Annotated in this window: 14 protein-coding genes, 2 tRNA genes and 1 pseudogene; 4 read left to right on the top strand and 13 right to left on the bottom strand. The window is 68.6% G+C overall.

Going from position 1 to position 15,784, the window contains the following annotated elements; translation table 11 throughout:
• Positions 1-35: 35 nt before the first annotated feature.
• Positions 36-779: a hypothetical protein gene (locus SNE35_RS13075; protein WP_320423351.1), complete on the bottom strand. Its 744-nt coding sequence runs from the start codon at positions 777-779 to the stop codon at positions 36-38.
• Positions 780-834: 55 nt separating this feature from the next.
• A complete protein-coding gene (locus tag SNE35_RS13070) occupies positions 835-1,218 on the bottom strand; it encodes a hypothetical protein (protein WP_320423350.1) in 384 nt (127 codons plus the stop codon).
• 87 nt (positions 1,219-1,305) lie between these two features.
• On the opposite strand from SNE35_RS13070, the gene SNE35_RS13065 reads away from it, so the two are divergent.
• From SNE35_RS13065 to SNE35_RS13050, 4 genes are read left to right on the top strand one after another with little or no spacing between them, the layout of a single operon-like run.
• A complete protein-coding gene (locus tag SNE35_RS13065; protein WP_320423349.1) occupies positions 1,306-2,643 on the top strand; it encodes a hypothetical protein in 1,338 nt (445 codons plus the stop codon).
• On the top strand, positions 2,640-3,365 hold the full coding sequence (locus SNE35_RS13060) for a hypothetical protein (protein ID WP_320423348.1): 726 nt from the start codon (positions 2,640-2,642) through the stop codon (positions 3,363-3,365). Before SNE35_RS13065 ends, SNE35_RS13060 begins: the two co-directional genes overlap by 4 nt.
• Positions 3,365-6,184 carry an ATP-binding protein gene (locus SNE35_RS13055; RefSeq protein ID WP_320423347.1) on the top strand — a complete coding sequence of 940 codons (2,820 nt, stop codon included), beginning with the start codon at positions 3,365-3,367 and terminating at the stop codon, positions 6,182-6,184. Before SNE35_RS13060 ends, SNE35_RS13055 begins: the two co-directional genes overlap by 1 nt.
• Positions 6,177-6,941, top strand: a complete 765-nt coding sequence (locus SNE35_RS13050; protein ID WP_320423346.1) for a glutaminyl-peptide cyclotransferase — start codon at positions 6,177-6,179, stop codon at positions 6,939-6,941. The genes SNE35_RS13055 and SNE35_RS13050 overlap by 8 nt, the downstream gene beginning before the upstream one ends.
• Positions 6,942-6,948: 7 nt before the next feature.
• Here SNE35_RS13050 and SNE35_RS13045 read toward each other — a convergent pair whose 3' ends face one another.
• The 11 genes and pseudogenes from SNE35_RS13045 to SNE35_RS12995 form a co-directional block, all read right to left on the bottom strand.
• Entirely contained in the window at positions 6,949-8,004 is a 1,056-nt protein-coding gene (locus tag SNE35_RS13045; RefSeq protein ID WP_320423345.1) for a tetratricopeptide repeat protein, read from the bottom strand.
• Entirely contained in the window at positions 8,004-9,917 is a 1,914-nt protein-coding gene (locus SNE35_RS13040; protein WP_320423344.1) for a bifunctional metallophosphatase/5'-nucleotidase, read from the bottom strand. The genes SNE35_RS13045 and SNE35_RS13040 overlap by 1 nt, the downstream gene beginning before the upstream one ends.
• 14 nt (positions 9,918-9,931) lie before the next feature.
• On the bottom strand, positions 9,932-10,510 hold the full coding sequence (locus tag SNE35_RS13035; protein ID WP_320423343.1) for an FxDxF family PEP-CTERM protein: 579 nt from the start codon (positions 10,508-10,510) through the stop codon (positions 9,932-9,934).
• Positions 10,511-10,626: 116 nt separating this feature from the next.
• Positions 10,627-11,379 (bottom strand): MgtC/SapB family protein, encoded by a 753-nt coding sequence (locus SNE35_RS13030; protein ID WP_320423342.1) that lies wholly within the window; start codon positions 11,377-11,379, stop codon positions 10,627-10,629.
• A gap of 93 nt (positions 11,380-11,472) precedes the next feature.
• Positions 11,473-11,820: an FKBP-type peptidyl-prolyl cis-trans isomerase gene (locus SNE35_RS13025; protein ID WP_431312748.1), complete on the bottom strand. Its 348-nt coding sequence runs from the start codon at positions 11,818-11,820 to the stop codon at positions 11,473-11,475.
• Between the two features lie 30 nt (positions 11,821-11,850).
• A pseudogene (locus tag SNE35_RS13020) lies at positions 11,851-12,201 on the bottom strand (FKBP-type peptidyl-prolyl cis-trans isomerase); the annotation flags it as partial.
• A 29-nt stretch (positions 12,202-12,230) separates the two neighbouring features.
• Positions 12,231-13,130 carry a tRNA glutamyl-Q(34) synthetase GluQRS gene (gluQRS, locus tag SNE35_RS13015; RefSeq protein ID WP_320423341.1) on the bottom strand — a complete coding sequence of 300 codons (900 nt, stop codon included), beginning with the start codon at positions 13,128-13,130 and terminating at the stop codon, positions 12,231-12,233.
• Between the two features lie 63 nt (positions 13,131-13,193).
• Positions 13,194-13,269: transfer RNA gene (locus tag SNE35_RS13010), tRNA-His, on the bottom strand.
• Between the two features lie 83 nt (positions 13,270-13,352).
• Positions 13,353-15,272, bottom strand: a complete 1,920-nt coding sequence (locus SNE35_RS13005; RefSeq protein WP_320423340.1) for a SurA N-terminal domain-containing protein — start codon at positions 15,270-15,272, stop codon at positions 13,353-13,355.
• Between the two features lie 88 nt (positions 15,273-15,360).
• Positions 15,361-15,436, bottom strand: a tRNA-Val gene (locus tag SNE35_RS13000).
• 11 nt (positions 15,437-15,447) lie between these two features.
• Positions 15,448-15,720 (bottom strand): HU family DNA-binding protein, encoded by a 273-nt coding sequence (locus SNE35_RS12995; RefSeq protein ID WP_320423339.1) that lies wholly within the window; start codon positions 15,718-15,720, stop codon positions 15,448-15,450.
• Positions 15,721-15,784: the final 64 nt, after the last annotated feature.

The following is a 15,784-nucleotide window of genomic DNA, read 5'->3' as shown; positions in this document are numbered from 1 at the left end:
CCCATCCTAGACGCTTGTCGTGTCAGCGACGCGACTCAGTTCATCTTCAGGATGTCGCAGTGCTTCTCGCGGCCGGGGGCGGGATCCTCGCCGAAGCTCTCGTTGGCGCAGCGCATGCCGTCGTAGCCTTCTTCGTAGAAGAAGCGCTCGGTGACGCCGTAGCGCACGATGGCCGGGCCGCGGAACTCGCAGCGTTCGCCCTCGCGGGCGCAGGGTGCCCAGGGCAGGCTGCGGCGCTTGTTGGAGGCTTCGCGGGGCGGCGCGGCGGCGACACGCTTGAACGCGCACTGCTTGGCCGCGCCTTCCATCGGGTCGCCGAACATCGCGTTGTTGCAGCCGAGGTCGCGGTCGGTGTTGCGCTCCGCGTAGCGCCCGTCTGCGCCGTAGCGCACGACGGCGTTGCCGGGCACGCGGCAGACGTCGCCCTCGTTGGCGCAGACGGTCCATTCGCCCTGCGTCGTGCCGGCTGCCTGCCAGCCGCGGTAGCGGTCGTTGCGGCGCCAGTTCACGGACACGTCGCAGTGCTTGCGCGCATCGGGCGCCGGGTCCACGCCGAAGGCGTTGGCCGTGCAGGCCTGCTGGTCGTCGCGGGTGATGCGGAAGGCGTAGTGGCCATTGGCGCCGAAGCGCAGCATCAGCTCCGCACCCCCGCTGAATCGGCAGACATCACCCTCCTGGCCGCACAAGGCCCAGTCTTCCGGCTGCGCGGAAGCGGTGAAGGGCGAGCTGGCCAGCGCGAGTAGGACCAGCAGCATCGAAGAGAGGCGGTTCCATGGCATGAGACGCGGACTCCGTCGAAATTTGCAGTTAGCAGTACATCCCAGGCCGCCGGTTCTAGCAACCCTCGATCGTGTGACCCATTACACGTTCGCCCTTGTCATCGAGCACGTAGCGCACCACGCAGCGGAAATCGATCGGCCCGGTCGGGCCGTTGAGCTTGGTGCTCTTGGAGTAGACGTAGACCGCATGGCCGTCCGCCTGGTGTGCCTTCAGCGTCGGCTGGCCGAGCTTGGCGACCAGCTCCTTCACCGGCGCGCCGTGCCAGCGGTCCTGGCTGCGGTCGAACTCGGACTGGCGCTTGGCGTCGACCGAGGCCTGCGGCTCGGGGCGCGGGGCGGACGAGGGCGGGCGAGCGGGCGGCTGGGTCGCGGAACAGGCGGCAAGCAGGGCGAGTACGGCCAGCGAGCTGAGAGGATGCATCCTTCGGGTGTGATTCATGCCGTCAGCTTAGTGCCGGCGCAGGTGCCGCCCGAGGCGGCTTTGTGTCGAATTGCGTCGCCGCCGCCCCGGGGATAATCGCCGCCCATGACCGAACAAGAGGCCATCGCAGCGCCCGGCTCCGAGCAGGATGCCGAGCTGCGATTCGAAGACTATTTCCGCGAGGGCTCCGCGCCCACCGAGGCGCTGCTGTGGTGGCAGCTGGAGCGCAACGAGCCGCTGCTGAACGCGCTGCGCGCGCTGTGCCACGGCCCGGCCGCGCTGGTGCGCCTGCGCACCTGGGTATTCATGGAGCTGATGGCGCTGCCCGACTCGCGCGTGCCGCGCGACGCGCTGAACCGCCACTTCCACGTGCTGCGCGAGGAAGCCCTGGAGCTGGTGCTGAAGCGCCTGCGCGAGGCAGACCTGCTGGCCTGGGATGCCGGCAACCAGCAGTACAGCGTGACGCCGCTGGCCCAGCGGGTGATGGGCGTGCTGTCGCCGCTGACCCAGGCCGTGGAGCAGGACTCGGATCTTGCTGCGCTGCTCGCCAACGTGGCCGGTGCCCACCAGATGGGCACGCTGGACCCGGCGCAGCTGCATCACCTGCAGGCGCAGCTCTCGCGGCTGTACGACGAGTTCGCCGACGCGATCGCCAGTGGCAGCGAGTTCCACCTGCGGCGCGCGCGCCAGCGCTTCGGCCGTGCGCTGAAGCTGGTCGAACGGGCCAGCGAGGTGCTGCGCGCGGTGATCGAGCAGGCGCAGACCGACGGCAATGCGCGGCTGGAGCGCCTGGCCCGCGAGCTGGGCCTGGCCCAGGCGCGGCTGCTGGCGATGGCGAGCCAGTTCAACCGCGCGCTGCAGCAGGTCGACCGCCAGCGCGTCACCCTGGGCTCGACCGGCATCACGACGACCGACGTGCGCCGCTGGCTGCAGGGCGTGCATTTCCTGGAGAACCTGTCGCTGGGCGCGCTCTCCCGGCCCGTGCATCCGGTGCTGGTGGCGCAGCACGAACTGCTGGACAGCACCGAGGCCGAGTTCGAACGCGACCGCCCCGCGCCGCCGCAGCAGGAGGCGCTGCCGGTGCCGCAGGCGGCGCCGGACGGCGAGCTGGCCGTGATGTCGCTGCCGCCCGAGATGGACCTGATGCAGGCGCTGCTGTCGCGCTGGAGCGAGGCCGGCGAAGTCGAGCAGGACCTGGCTCCTGCCGTGCTGGGCGGCAGCTATGCCCGTGCGTCCTACCGCGCGCAGCTACTGCCGCTGCTGGGCGACCCGCAGGCCCAGCATCTGGCCGGTGCCACCGGCGACATGGCGCGCCAACCCTGGCGCGTGCAGTGGTCGGCCGAGCAGGGCGAGGTGGACGACGAACACATCAAGTGGATGAGCCGTGGCGTGCTGCGCGCGACCAGCGCCGAGCACGAAGAGCGAGAGGACCAAGACCAATGAATTCCGGATTTGACGAGGCTGCGCAGCTCGCGGCGCAGCTTCTGGCCCGCCGCTGGCTGCCGCGCAACCACTCGCTGGTGCGCCGCGCGCTGATCGACCAGGACATCTGGCAGCGCCTGAACGAGCGGCTCGCGGCCGTGGGCATGCGCGTGGTCGACAACCTCTACGCCGACCACATCACCCTGGCGATGCTGCGCCCGGCCGAGGTGGCCGTGTTCGGCGAGACGGGCCTGGCGGCCAACAACAACCTCGACCTGCCGCGCGACGGCGTGGCGCTGCTGGTGGTGCTGTGGTCGCTGATCGTGCTGCCCAAGCGCCAGCGCCAGCTGGCCCGTGCCGATGCGGCCGAGGAAGGGCAGGGCGAGATGTTCGCCACCGACAAGCCGCTGCCGCTGGCCGCCAGCGTCTCGCCGACGATCTCCTACCGCAGCCTGCTGGCCGACTTCGGCAACCAGCTCGGCAAGAAGATGCGGCTGGACACCAACCTGAAGCTCTTGGAGCGGAACGGCTTCATCGTGCGCCGCGGCGAGGACATCGCCGAGGGGCCGCTCTTGGACCTGCTGCTGGACTACGACACGCTGGCGCCGCGCATTCTCGACGGCGCGCTGGGCGACGTGCTCGCCCGCTCGACCGACCCGGTCGCCTCGGCCGCGATCGCGCGGCTGCGCGAGGCCGAGCAAGAACACATAGAAGAACACATAGAAGATAGCGAAACGCTCTGATGTTCCATCTCCAATCTCTCGAACTGCTGCACTGGGACTACTGCCAGCGCGTGACGATGCCGCTGGACGGTGCCATCATCACCATCGCCGGCCCCAACGGTTCCGGCAAGACGACGCTGCTGGACGCGATGCGCACCCTGCTGGGCCTCGAATGCTCGGGCGGCCGCACCTACAAGACCTACGCCCGCCACGCCAATGCCGAGACCGCCTGGCTGCGCGCGCTGGTGGACAACCGCCCGCGCGGCCGCCAGAACTCCTCGCGCCCTTTCGCCAGCTCGCTGCTCTACGGCGACCAGGTGACCCTGGCCTGTCGCATCGAGCGCCACGGCGGCGACTGGCAGCGCCGCTATGCGATGGTGGACGGCGCGATGACCATCGAGCAGCTGATGGAGCGCGGCGACAAGGACTGGATGGGTATCGAGGCCTGGCGCCGCCGCCTCGAAGCCGCGGGCCTGACCCGCGCGATCGGCCGCGTGCTGGCGCTGGAGCAGGGCCAGACCGACCGGCTCTGCGAGCTCTCGCCGAAGGAACTGCTGCGCCTGGTATTCGAGGTCTTCGGCGACCAGGAGGTGCTGGACCGCTACGACCAGGCCCGCAGCCACCAGCAGCAGTTGATGAAGGAAGTGGAGCAGGCGACGCACGAGCTATCGCACACGCAGGCTCAGCTCTCCGACCTGGCCAACCGCGTCAACAGCTACCAGCAGTACCAGTTGCGGCAGAAGGAGCGGGAGCGACTGGCGGCCGAGGTGGTGCCGGTGCTGCAGTGGGCCGAGCAGCGCCAGCGCACCGCGCAGCAGTTGCGCGAACTGCACCGCCAGCGCCTGTTCGCCTCCGGCGACAAGCGGCAGATGGCCGCGCGGCGGGCCGAGCTGCATGCGCTGTTCCAGGCGCACGAGGCGGCCAAGCAGAAGCTGGTCGACCTGGAGGCGCAGCGCAAGCAGGCACGCGCCGCCTTCGACGCGAACCGCGAGGCCGAGCGCCCGATGGAGCTGCTCGCCAAGCGCGAGGAAGAGTTGAAGGCGCTGGCCGCCGTCGAGACCGACGGCGCCGAGCTGACGCAGCGCCTGGCCGAGCTGGCCTCGCGCCAGCACGCGCTGCGCGAGAGCTACACCCGCACCAACGACCAGGCCCGCAAGGCGCAGGCGGCGATGGACGCGCTGTCCGGCCAGCGCCTGCCGCCGCCGCCGGCCGAGGTGACGCGCTTCCGCCGCGCGCTGGACGACGCCGGCATCGTCCACCACGTGCTGGCCGACTGCATCGACATTGCCGACGAAGCCTGGCGCGGCGCCGCCGAAGGCCTGCTGCGGCCTTCGCGCTGGGTCGTTGTACTGGCGCATTCGAGCGACGAGGGACGCGCCTTCGGCCTCGCGGCCAAGGAGCGCTACCGGCACTACGTCGTCGCCGACGCCGAGCAGGCGCCGACCAACGCACCGAAGGATTCGCTGCTGGCCGCGCTGAAGATCAACGCCAAGATCCCCGGCTGGCTGCTGCGCCAGCTCGGCTCGATCCGCTGCGTGGCAGATACCGCGGCCGGCAGCCAGGCCGGCGGCGAATGGATCACGCCCGATGCCTACTACCGCGACGGGCGCGGTGGCCGCAGCCTCTGGGTCGAGCCGCGCGACCATCAGTTCGGCGCCTCCGCGCTGGACTCGCGTCGCGCCTCGCTGGAGAAGGAGCTGAGCCGCTACGACGTGGAGCTGGGCCGCATCGCCAAGGAACAGGCCGAGGCCGAGCGCCAGCTGAAGGACGCGCAGCGCGCCGCCCAGGGCCACAAGGCTGCGCAGGAGCTGAGCGAGCGCGCTGCCGAGTTCGCCGAGGGCCGCGCACGCCTGCCGGCGCTGAAGCAGGCGCGCACCGAAGCCGCCACGCGCATGAGCGCGCTGGAAGCCGAGCACGACCGCGCGCTGACCCACAGCACCCGCACCGAGCGCGACTACGAGGCCGCCCAGGGCGGGCTGAAGAACAGCGAGGACAACGTGCAACGCGTGCTGCGCGAGCACGAGGGCCGGCGACAAGACCTCGCTCAGTCCGCCCGCGCCTCGCACGAGGCCCGCGCCAAGTTCCCGGCCGGCTGGGTGCAGCCCTCGCGCATCCAGGCGATGCGCGACGAGTTCGAGAACGCCAAGCAGGCCGAGATCGCATTGCGCCATGTGCAGGCCGAACTGGAGACCGGCCACTGGGAAACCGACGCCGCGGTGCAGGACCGCCACGCGCGCATGCACGTCGCCGTGCTGGAGCAGAGCACCCAGCTCGACGACCGCCGCGCCAGCAACGAGATGGCTCGTATCGCCGCGTTCAATGCACGTGAGCGCTACATCGACGTGCTGCGCGCCACCGTGCGCCGCTACAAGAAGAACGTGGCCGAGCTGGGTGAGCTGGCCGGCGTGCTGGCCCAGGCCGACCTGCCGCACCTGGACAACGACGACATGGTGCTGGCCCAGGCGGGCCTGCTCGTGCGCTTCAACTTCGACGGCAAGGGCGAGGTGGGCCTCAACGACGGCGAGGCCTCCGGCGGCCAGCAGGTGCTGAAGAGCCTGATCCTGCTGGTGGGGCTGATGAAGGACGACGACAGCCCCGGCGGCTTCGTCTTCATCGACGAGCCCTTCGCCCACCTGGACGTGCGCAACATCCAGCTGGTCGGCCACTTCCTGCGCTCGACCCGCGCACAGTACCTGCTGACGACGCCGATCACGCACAACGTCGAGGTCTTCGAGCCCTCGGAAATCACGCTGGTCACCAGCAAGAAGGCGCGCGGCGCGCGCTGGGCACCGCCGATCGCCGTGCTGGCCCGCCGCCCGGAGGTATCGGTCTATGGTTAAGAGAATCGCGAGCCTGCTGGTCACGCTGCTGCTGGCCGGCGCGGCGCATGCGGCGGACATCCCCGTCTACGGCTTCGAGATCGTGCGCAGCTATCCGCACGACCCGCAGGCCTTCACCGAGGGCCTTTTCTTCAAGGACGGCTTCCTCTACGAGAGCACCGGGCTGGAGGGGCGCTCCTCTGTGCGCAAGGTGCGGCTGGAGACGGGCGAAGTGCTGCAGGGCACGACCCTGCCATCGGACCTGTTCGGCGAGGGCATCGTCGACTGGGGCGACCAGATCATCGGCCTGACCTGGCAGACCCAGCTCGGCTTCGTGCTGAAGCTCGGCGACTTCTCCTTCGTCAAGAAGTTCAGCTACGCCGGCGAGGGCTGGGGCCTGACGAAGAACAAGACCGAGCTGATCCAGAGCGACGGCACGGCCGAACTGCGCTTCATCGACCCGGCCACGTTGAAGGAGAAGCGCCGCGTCAAGGTCACCGCCGACGGCAAGCCTGTGACGCAGCTCAACGAGCTCGAATGGGTGGATGGCGAGATCTACGCCAACATCTGGCAGACCGACCGCATCGCCCGCATCGACCCGGCCAGCGGCAAGGTGCTCGGCTGGATCGACCTCACCGGCCTGCTCTCGCCGATGTTCCGCACCGGTCAGGTCGACGTGCTCAACGGCATCGCTTATGACGCGGCGACCAAGCGGCTGTTCGTCACCGGCAAGCTGTGGCCGAAGCTGTTCCAGATCAAGCTGATCCGGAAGAAGTGACGCCGCCTCAGCGCTGCAGAACCTGCAGCGCGAGGCGCATCCCGAGTTCGTAGGCTTGGTCGGGTGACATCAGGCTCTTCTGCGGCGGTGCCGCGTCTTCGGGGGCGGCGGGCGCGCCGGGCCAGCGTGCCAGCGGCAGCCACAGCGGATCGCTTCCGGCCGGTGCGCTGACGACGATGCCGGCCAGCCGGCCCTGGCGATCAAGCACCGGCGCGCCTCGCGAGGAGCCGGCCAGGGCGAAGCCCAGCCGCCGCAGCGGCCCGGCCTGCGCGCCGAGAAAGCCTTGCGACAGGATGGGCCAGCCCGGCTCGGTGCCGGGCGAGAACTGCAGCGCGAAGCCCGGGCCGCCGGCGAAGGGTTCGCGCGCGGCCGAGACGGCAGCGCCGGTGCCCAGCGGTGTCTGCAGGCGCAGCAGCACGAGGCCGGCCGCCTGCAAGGCAGCGTCGCTGCGGTCCACGGTGGCGGCGCTCGCCTGGCCGAGGCCGTTGCGGACCCAGACCGTGTCGCCGTCGACGGCCGGCGCCAGCGCCAGCGAGCCGTCGCCGATCAGCACGCCATTGCTGGCGAAGCGCGCATCGGCGGGCGGCCGGTCGCCGACGGCCCATGGCGCATAGCGATGGGGCGACTGCAGCAGCACGCCGCCGACCGCCGGAATATCCTGCGCGAAGGCACGAGCGACCTCGGCGAGCATGGCGTCGTCCGGTGCCCGTTCCTGCCAATGGGCGAGGGTGCGCCGGGCCAGCTCCTGCTGCCCGCCGACGTAGAGCAGCCAGGCGTACAGCGCGCCGGCGTCCACATGGTCCAGGTGCACACCGGCCGTGTGCGCGACGAAGGCCAATGCGCGGCGGTACTGCCCGTCTTGCATCGCCGCACGGATCACGCCGATTTCCGCATCGGCCTCGTGGCGCATCATCGATGCGCGTTCGAAGTCGTCGAGCGCGGCGGTGTTCTCGCCGCGCTGGAGTTCGGCCTCGCCGCGAGCGAGGAAGTCGGTCCGCGCGTCGGCGTGCGCGAGGCCGGCGCAGGCCAGCGCCAGCCCCGCGAGCAGGAGACCCTTCAGCATCAAGGCAGCTGCGTGATGCGCGGGATCGCCAGTGCCGGCTGCGCCGGGTCGTAGGCCGCGGCGGGAGCCTTGTAGCCGCTCAGGTAGGCGGTCAGCGCGTCGATGTCCTGGGCGCCGCCGAGCTGGTTGGTGCCGCCGATCAGCACCGTGAAACCGTCGCCGCCGGTGGCCATGAAGTTGTTGACCGTCACGCGGTAGGTCTTCGTCGGGTTCAGCACGACGCCGTTGGCGACGATGACTTCCGCTGCGCCGGTGGCCTGCGGCGGCACCGTGCTCACGTCAGTCGGGGTCAGCGAGACGTCGACGATTTTCGAGCAGGCCGGGGCCGATGCCTTCCAGCTGTACTTGAAGCCGTTGGAGATCTGCATCACGCGGTTGGCCGTCTGGCCCATGCAGCCGTTGAACTGCTGCTCCAGCACGTTCTTGATCTGCTGGGCGGTCAGGGTCATCGTGACCAGCGTGTTGCCGAAGGGCTGGACCGTGAAAGCGTCGCCGTAGGTCAGGTTGTACGGGTAGCTGACACCGGCCGGGGCGAAGCCGGGGTTGCGCACGCCGCCGGCGTTCATGAACGCGATCTGCGAGCCGCCCAGGTTGGCGGGCTGCGTGGCCTGCAGCTGCGCGTCGGCGATCAGGTCGCCGGCGGGCATTTCGCCGGCACCGTTGGCGCTGTTGGGCAGGGCGCGGCTGATCGTCGCGATGACGCGGCCGGACAGCGGCGAGACCAGCGCGTTGTAGCCGTTGACGATGTTCTGCACCGTCGGGTCCGTCGCGATGGCCTGCTTGATGGCCGGATCGGTCTCGTCGACGAGGCGGTTGGTCGGCGCGACGGCGAGCACCTGGCGGGTCTTCGGATCGAGCGTCACGTCCACATCGGTGACGATGCGGCCGAAGGCGCTGGCGCTGGTGACGGGGATCAGGCGGCCGGTCTTGTTCGGCAGGCCGGTCGGGCGCGCGGTGATCTTGGCGGTGCCGCCGTTGTTGACCACGTCGACCGTGTTGGCGGAGCAGTTGTAGGCGGCGTGGGTATGGGCGCTGATGACGAGGTCCACCGCGTCGTCCAGGCGGCTGACGATGTTGGCGATGTCGGAAGCGGTGCCGTCGGCGTTCTTCAGGTTGCCGTCGCAGCCGTTGATGTCGCCGACGTTGGGGCTGGTCTGGAAGCCACCCTGGTGGACCAGCACGACGATCGCCTCGATGCCCTGGGTGCGCAGCCGCGGCACCAGCGCATTGACGGTGTCGGCTTCGTCGTTGAACTGCAGGCCGGCCACACCGGTGGGCGTGACGATGCCGGGCGTGCCCTTCAAGGTCATACCGATGAAGGCGATCTTGACGCCGTTGAAGGACTTGATGCCGTAGGGCGCGAGCAGCGTCTTGCCGGTGGCCGTCTCGATCACGTTGGCCGACAGGTACTGGAACTTGGCGCCGTCGAAGGTGCCGGGCGCGCGGGAGCCGAGGCCCTTGCAGCTGTTCGGGTCGGGCTGGCCGTTGGTGATCTTGCAGCCGCCGTTCTGCAGGCGCTTCAGCTCGGTCGAGCCGTGGTCGAACTCGTGGTTGCCGACCGAGGTGAACTCCAGGCCTACGTGGTTCAGCGCCTCGACCGTCGGTTCGTCGAAGAACAGGGCAGAGATCAGCGGCGAGGCGCTGACCATGTCACCGGCGCCGACGACGACGTTCAGCGGGTTCTGCGCCTTCAGCCGCGCGACGTAGGCGGCCAGGTATTCGGCGCCACCGACCAGCGGGCGCTGGGCCGCCGGTACGATCGTGTTGACGCCGAAGGTGCCCGGTGTCTGCAGATTGCCGTGGAAATCGTTGAAGCCGATGATCTTGACGGTGATCGGCGCGGTCTGAGCAGCAGCGATGCCGGCGCAGGCGAGGGCGGCGCTGGCTGCCAGCGTGCGGAGGATGTTCTTCATGGTGATGGCTCCTCTCAGTTGCGGCGGGCGCGGGCGGACAGGAAACCGACGACGCCGAGGCCGGCGAGCAGCAGGGCGATGCTGGCGGGCTCGGGCACGGCGCTGACATTGAGCTTCAGCGCGCCGCTGGTCGAGTTCAGCGGCTGGCCGCCGTCGTCCAGCACCGACTGCAGCAGCGAGCCGTTGATGCTGTAGCTGCCGGCGCCGAGCGTGAAGACGCCGCGGCTGTAGGCCGGGTTGGCCAGTGCTTCGTCGAAGTCGAAGACCGTGTCGCCGGCGATCGTGCCGGTCGCCACCGAGGAGGTCGCGCCCAGCATCATCGCGCCGTTGCGCACGGTGAAGGTGTCGCCGGCGAAGCCGTTGTCGACGACCGTCAGCGTGGCGACAAAGCCGGCCGGGACGGTGAAGTCGAAGTGCAGGGCAGAGCCGTCGGTGTAGTCGATCCAGTCGGTGCCGAAGGAGGGCGCGACGAAGTTGTCGACGGTGAATTCCTGCCAGTTGCCGTCGGCCGGCAGCGCGATCGTCGTGGCCTGGGCCGAGGCGGCGGCAGCAAGCGCCAGTGCCAGTGCGGCGAGGAGGGCGGTCGTTTTCATCGTGACTCCTTGATGGTTTTCGGACGGCGGCACCGCGTGGTGCCGACCCGAGAACTATCGAAGTCGCCGATGACGATGAGATGACCGGGCTGTCATGGTCCGGTCTACGCGTGTCGCTAGTTCCTGGCGTGCGTGACCTTGAAATAGGCCAGGCCGTGAAGCTCGTTCAGGCGGCTGGAGAAGCGCGTCAGCGTCTGGCCCTTGTAGTTCTCCATCGCGGTGCAGACGAAGCGCCATTCCTCGCATTGCTCGCGGTACTCGATGTTCAGCGAGCCCGGTGCGAAGCGGTAGCCGAGCTTGATGGCGAAAGCGGCCAGTTCCGCCTGCTCGAAGTGCCGCTGCGGCACGCCGCGGATCGTGACGGCGATGGCCGGGTGCGAAGGCAGCTTCGATTCGAGCTTGGCACCCCACATCATCAGGCTGGCGCACAGCAGGGTCAGCACGAAGGCGGTGAGGTAGAAGCCCATGCCGACGACGATGCCCAGCGCGGCCGCCACCCACAGCGAGGCGGCGGTGGTGAGGCCGCTGATGTTCATGCCCTCGCGCATGATGACGCCCGCGCCGAGGAAGCCGACGCCGGTCAGCACGCCCTGCATCACGCGGGTGGGATCGGTGAACGGCGGCGTACCCGAGAGGCCGAGGTGGCCACCGAACCACTGGTGCGGATAGGCCACCAGCACGGTGACCGCGCAGGAGGCCATGCAGACCAGCGCGTAGGTGCGCATGCCGGCGGCGCGGCCGTGGTAGGTGCGTTCGTAGCCAAGCGCCAGGCCCAGCAGCATCGCGCCGAGCAAGTGCATGAACATCAGCACGTTGGCTGCCCATTGGTCGGCAAGCCAGTAGTGCAACAGTTGGTCGAGTGCAAGCATGTCCGTCTCGCCTCCGCCGTTCGTTCTTGTGTCGTGTCAGCTTAATGAAAAAAGGCCCGCTGAGCGGGCCCTTGTTACGTACCTTGAATGAAATCAGACAGCGAGCAGTTCCACCTCGAACAGCAGCGTCGCGTTGGGCGGGATCACGCCGCCGGCGCCGCGTGCGCCGTAGCCCAACTCGGCCGGGATCACCAGCATGCGCGTGCCGCCGACCTTCATGCCCTGCACGCCTTCGTCCCAGCCCTTGATGACTTCGCCGCCGGCCAGCTTGAAGCGGAACGGATCGCGGCGGTCCTTGCTCGAATCGAACTTCTTGCCGCGCGAACCGTCCTTGTAGAGCCAGCCGGTGTAGTGGACGGTGACGCGCTGGCCGGCCTTGGCCTCGTCGCCGCTGCCGACGACCGTGTCTTCGTACTGCAGGCCGCTGCCGGTCGTGTGCAGGTTCAGCTCGATCGGCTCGTCGCCGCCGGCCAGGGCCAGCAGCTGCACTTCGAACAGCAGGGTCGCGTTCGGCGGGATCACGCCGCCGGCGCCGCGCGCGCCGTAGCCGAGTTCGGGCGGGATGACCAGCGTGCGCTTGCCGCCGATCTTCATGCCCTGCACGCCTTCATCCCAGCCGCCGATGACCATGCCGGCATCGAGTTCGAACTGGAAGGGCTCGCCGCGGTCGAGGCTGGAATCGAACTTCTCGCCCTTGGCGCCGTCCTTGAAAAGCCAGCCGGTGTAGTGCACGGTGACGTCGTGGCCGGACTTGGCCACGGCGCCGTCGCCGACGACGGTATCTTCGTACTGCAGGCCGCTGGCCGTGGTGCTCGTGTTCATGAGGTCCTTCTTCTCTTCAGGTGAAATATTCAGTGGGCGGCATCATGCCACCGCTTGAGCTGCGCCGGCCACGCGGCCACGGCTTCGGAAAGGAGTTCCGGCAAACCGCGCGCCTGCAAGGTCAGGCCCAGGTGCATCGCCGCCTGGCGCAGCGCCTCCTCCGGGCTGCTCAGATCGAGCGCCGCGGCACCGTTCTGCTTGGACAGCTTCTCGCCGTCGGCACCGAGCACCAGCGGCGTGTGCAGAGAGCGCAGCAGCGGCAGGCCGAGCAGTTGCTGCAGGCGGATCTGGCGTGGCGTGTTGTCGGCGAGGTCCTCGCCGCGGACGATGTCGGTGATGCCCTGGTCCGCGTCGTCGACGACGACGGCGAGCTGGTAGGCCCAGAGGCCGTCGGCACGCTTGAGCACGAAGTCGCCGACAGCGGTGCTGAGGCACTGGCGCTGCGCGCCGAGGCGGCGGTCGTGCCAGTCGATCGAGAGCGGCTGCGTATGAGCCTGGTCGGCCGTGGTGAGCAGGCGCCAGGCGCGGGCCTGCTTGCCGTGCAGGCCGTCGCGGCAGGTGCCGGGGTAGACCAGCTCGCCGTGGCGCTCGTGCGGCGCGGCGGCCAGTGCGGCGATGTCCTTGCGCGAGCAGCCGCAGGGGTAGGCCCAGCCTTGCAGCTTCAGCTGCTCCAGCACTTCGGCATAACGCTCAGTTCGAGCGGACTGCCAGAGCGGCGCTTCGTCTGGCAGCAGGCCGCAGCGGGCGAGCTGGTCGAGGATCAGGCGGTCGGTGCCCGGCGGACAGCGCGGCGTGTCCACGTCCTCGATGCGCACCAGCCAGCGACCACCCTGCGCGCGAGCATCCAGCCAGCTCGCAAGCGCGGCGACCAGCGAACCCGCATGCAGCGGGCCGGTGGGTGAGGGCGCGAATCTTCCGATGTAGGCCATGCGGGTGGCTGCCGCAAATGACGAGAGCCCGGGGTCTTGCGACTCCGGGCTCTCTGATTTACTTGGGGTGGCTGATGGGACTCGAACCCACGACAACAGGAATCACAATCCTGGACTCTACCAACTGAGCTACAACCACCGCTGTGTTGAGCCTGCCATTCTAGCCGGAGTTTTTGGTCACTTTCGGAAAATCATGAAGATTTTGCGAAGATTCCTGGTCGATCAGGGTGCTGTGCCCGTTGTGGAGGGCGTTTGCACCTTCACCGTCGCCTTGAAGCGCGTCTTCAGAGCGTTGTAGTAGGCGAGCGTCTCGGCGGAGGCCCAGGCCTGGCCGTACTGCTGGGCGGCGCGCTTGGCATCGATGATGGCGGGATCGCGCGGCTCGACCTTGTCGATCTGGGCGACCACGTAGTTGCCGTCACCGGCATCCACGCCGACGTAGGCCGGCAGCTTGGATGCATCGGCGGCCATCACCGCTTCCATCAGCTTCTGCGACAGCTCGCCCGGCTTGGCGCGCGAGACGGTGGCCGGCGCTTCGAGGCCGGCGGCGTCGGCGCCGCCTTTCTGCAGCGCGGCCAGGCGCTCCTGGCCGGCCTTGACCGCCTGCGCGGCGGCCAGCTTGGCCACCAGCATTTCGCGGACCTTGGGCTTGATGTCGGCCAGGGCCGGCACGCGGGCCGGGTTGTACTGCGTGACGTGGGCGGCAGCCATCTGGTTGGCGCCGGTCTCGATCGCGTTGGTGTTGTGCTTGCTCTGCAGCGAGTCGTTCGCGAACACGGCTTCCAGCAGCTTGGGCGAGGCCAGCACGCCGACGGCGCCGGGCGCGGGCGTGCGCTGGACGGTGGCGGTCTGGATCGGCAGCTTCAGCTTGTCGGCGGCGGGCTGCAGGCTGTCGGGTTGCTCGTAGACGGTGTTGTTGAACTGCTCGGCCACTTCGCTGAAGCGCTTCTGCGCCAGCTGCTTGCGGACTTCGGCTTCGATCTCGGGCCGCACTTCGGCGAAGCTCTTCTTGTCGCCGCCGCGGATGCCGGTCAGCTGGATGATGTGATAGCCGAAGTCGGACTCGACGAGATTGCTGATCTCGCCCTGCTGCTTCATCGCGAAGGTGGCGTCTTCGAAGGGCTTGACCATCGTGCCGTTGTGCGCGAACCAGTCGAGGTCGCCGCCGTTCGGGGCCGAGCCTTCGTCCTGCGAGTTCTTCTTGGCCAGGTCGGCGAAACCGGCCGGGTTCTTGCGGGCTTCGGCCAGCAGTTCCTCGGCGCGGGCCTTGGCCTTGGCGCGATCGGCGGAGGGTGCGCTCTTGTCGGCCTTGATCAGGATGTGGCTGGCGCGGCGCTGTTCAGCGACGTTGAAGCGCGAGGCGTTCTCGTCGTAGTACTTCTTCAGGTCGTCTTCGTTGACCGTGACGTCCTTCTTCAGCGCGTCGAGGTCGAGCACCAGGTACTGGATCTGCGCGGTCTCGGGCAGCTTGAAGGCGTTCGCGTTCTTCTCGTCCTTGTAGAAGGCCTCGATCTCCGCGTCGCTCGGTTCGATCTTGGCGGCGAAATCCTTGGCGCCGAAGTGCTGCAGGCGCACCGAGCGCTGCTGCAGCAGCGCGTCGAAGGCGACGGCCGAATTGCTGTTCGCGGCGGTGGCCGAGCGCTGGATCGGCTGGGTGACCTGCTGCGTCGCCATCTCGCGGCGCAGGCGGTCGGCGAAGCCGGCGAAGCTCATGCCCTGGGCGACCAGCACGGCGTCGTTGACCTTGCCGTCTTCGGTGCGCAGCATGGCGAACTGAGGGTCGGTCCAGAAGGTGCGGTTCAGCTGCTCGTCGCTGATGTTGAAGTGGGCTTGGGTCGCGGCGGCCTGGATCACGCGCTGGCGCACGAGCAGGTCCAGCGCTTCCTTCTTCGCCTCGGGCGTGTCGAACAGCTTGGGGTCGACGTTGGGGTTCTGGTTGCGGATGCGCGCGGACTGCTCGCTGAGCGTCTGGTCCCAGTCGGCCTGCGTGATCTTCTGACCGTCCACGCTGGCGACGGTGGCGTTGGCGCCGCTCATCATGCTGGTGTAGCCCTGCATGCCGACGAGGGCGAACGAGGGCAGGATCAGGATCAGCAGCAGGAACTGGAACAGGCGCGTATTGCGACGAACGAATTCAAACATCAAAACCTCAGGCGATCACAGGCTCGCTGCAGACATGACAAAGGCGAACCGGAGTTTGTCGACTCCTGTTCGCCTTCTCGTGGGAATCTGGTGGGTGCTAACGGGCTCGAACCGCTGACATGCTGCGTGTAAGGCAGCTGCTCTACCAACTGAGCTAAGCACCCGGGAAAGTCGATCAGTTTACCGCGTCTTTCAACGCCTTCCCGGGGCGGAACTTCGGCACCTTGGCCGACTTGATCTTGATGGTGTCGCCGGTGCGGGGATTGCGGCCCGAACGGGCTGCGCGCTTGGTGACCGTGAACGTGCCGAAACCGACCAGCGAGACACTGCCGTTCTTCTTCAGCGTCTGCTTGACGCCGCCGATCACTGCTTCCAATGCGCGACCCGCCGCTGCCTTGGAGATATCGGCCTGCTTGGCGATGTGCTCGATCAGTTCGGATTTGTTCACGTAGATATCCCCTCAACTGGTTGCGGTGGGTTCGCGGTGTGCCGCGATGCAGGATTTGTCGGGC

It is taken from the genome of Roseateles agri, from assembly GCF_034043675.1.
Taxonomy (GTDB): domain Bacteria; phylum Pseudomonadota; class Gammaproteobacteria; order Burkholderiales; family Burkholderiaceae_C; genus KK5.
This window is presented reverse-complemented; position numbering and strand designations above follow the sequence as displayed.

Coding starts and splice junctions, on each gene's coding strand:
- SNE35_RS13075 (WP_320423351.1), bottom strand. CDS start 779: ATGCCATGGAACCGCCTCTCTTCGATGCTGCTGGTCCTACTCGCGCTG.
- SNE35_RS13070 (WP_320423350.1), bottom strand. CDS start 1,218: ATGAATCACACCCGAAGGATGCATCCTCTCAGCTCGCTGGCCGTACTC.
- SNE35_RS13065 (WP_320423349.1), top strand. CDS start 1,306: ATGACCGAACAAGAGGCCATCGCAGCGCCCGGCTCCGAGCAGGATGCC.
- SNE35_RS13060 (WP_320423348.1), top strand. CDS start 2,640: ATGAATTCCGGATTTGACGAGGCTGCGCAGCTCGCGGCGCAGCTTCTG.
- SNE35_RS13055 (WP_320423347.1), top strand. CDS start 3,365: ATGTTCCATCTCCAATCTCTCGAACTGCTGCACTGGGACTACTGCCAG.
- SNE35_RS13050 (WP_320423346.1), top strand. CDS start 6,177: ATGGTTAAGAGAATCGCGAGCCTGCTGGTCACGCTGCTGCTGGCCGGC.
- SNE35_RS13045 (WP_320423345.1), bottom strand. CDS start 8,004: ATGCTGAAGGGTCTCCTGCTCGCGGGGCTGGCGCTGGCCTGCGCCGGC.
- SNE35_RS13040 (WP_320423344.1), bottom strand. CDS start 9,917: ATGAAGAACATCCTCCGCACGCTGGCAGCCAGCGCCGCCCTCGCCTGC.
- SNE35_RS13035 (WP_320423343.1), bottom strand. CDS start 10,510: ATGAAAACGACCGCCCTCCTCGCCGCACTGGCACTGGCGCTTGCTGCC.
- SNE35_RS13030 (WP_320423342.1), bottom strand. CDS start 11,379: ATGCTTGCACTCGACCAACTGTTGCACTACTGGCTTGCCGACCAATGG.
- gluQRS (WP_320423341.1), bottom strand. CDS start 13,130: ATGGCCTACATCGGAAGATTCGCGCCCTCACCCACCGGCCCGCTGCAT.
- SNE35_RS13005 (WP_320423340.1), bottom strand. CDS start 15,272: ATGTTTGAATTCGTTCGTCGCAATACGCGCCTGTTCCAGTTCCTGCTG.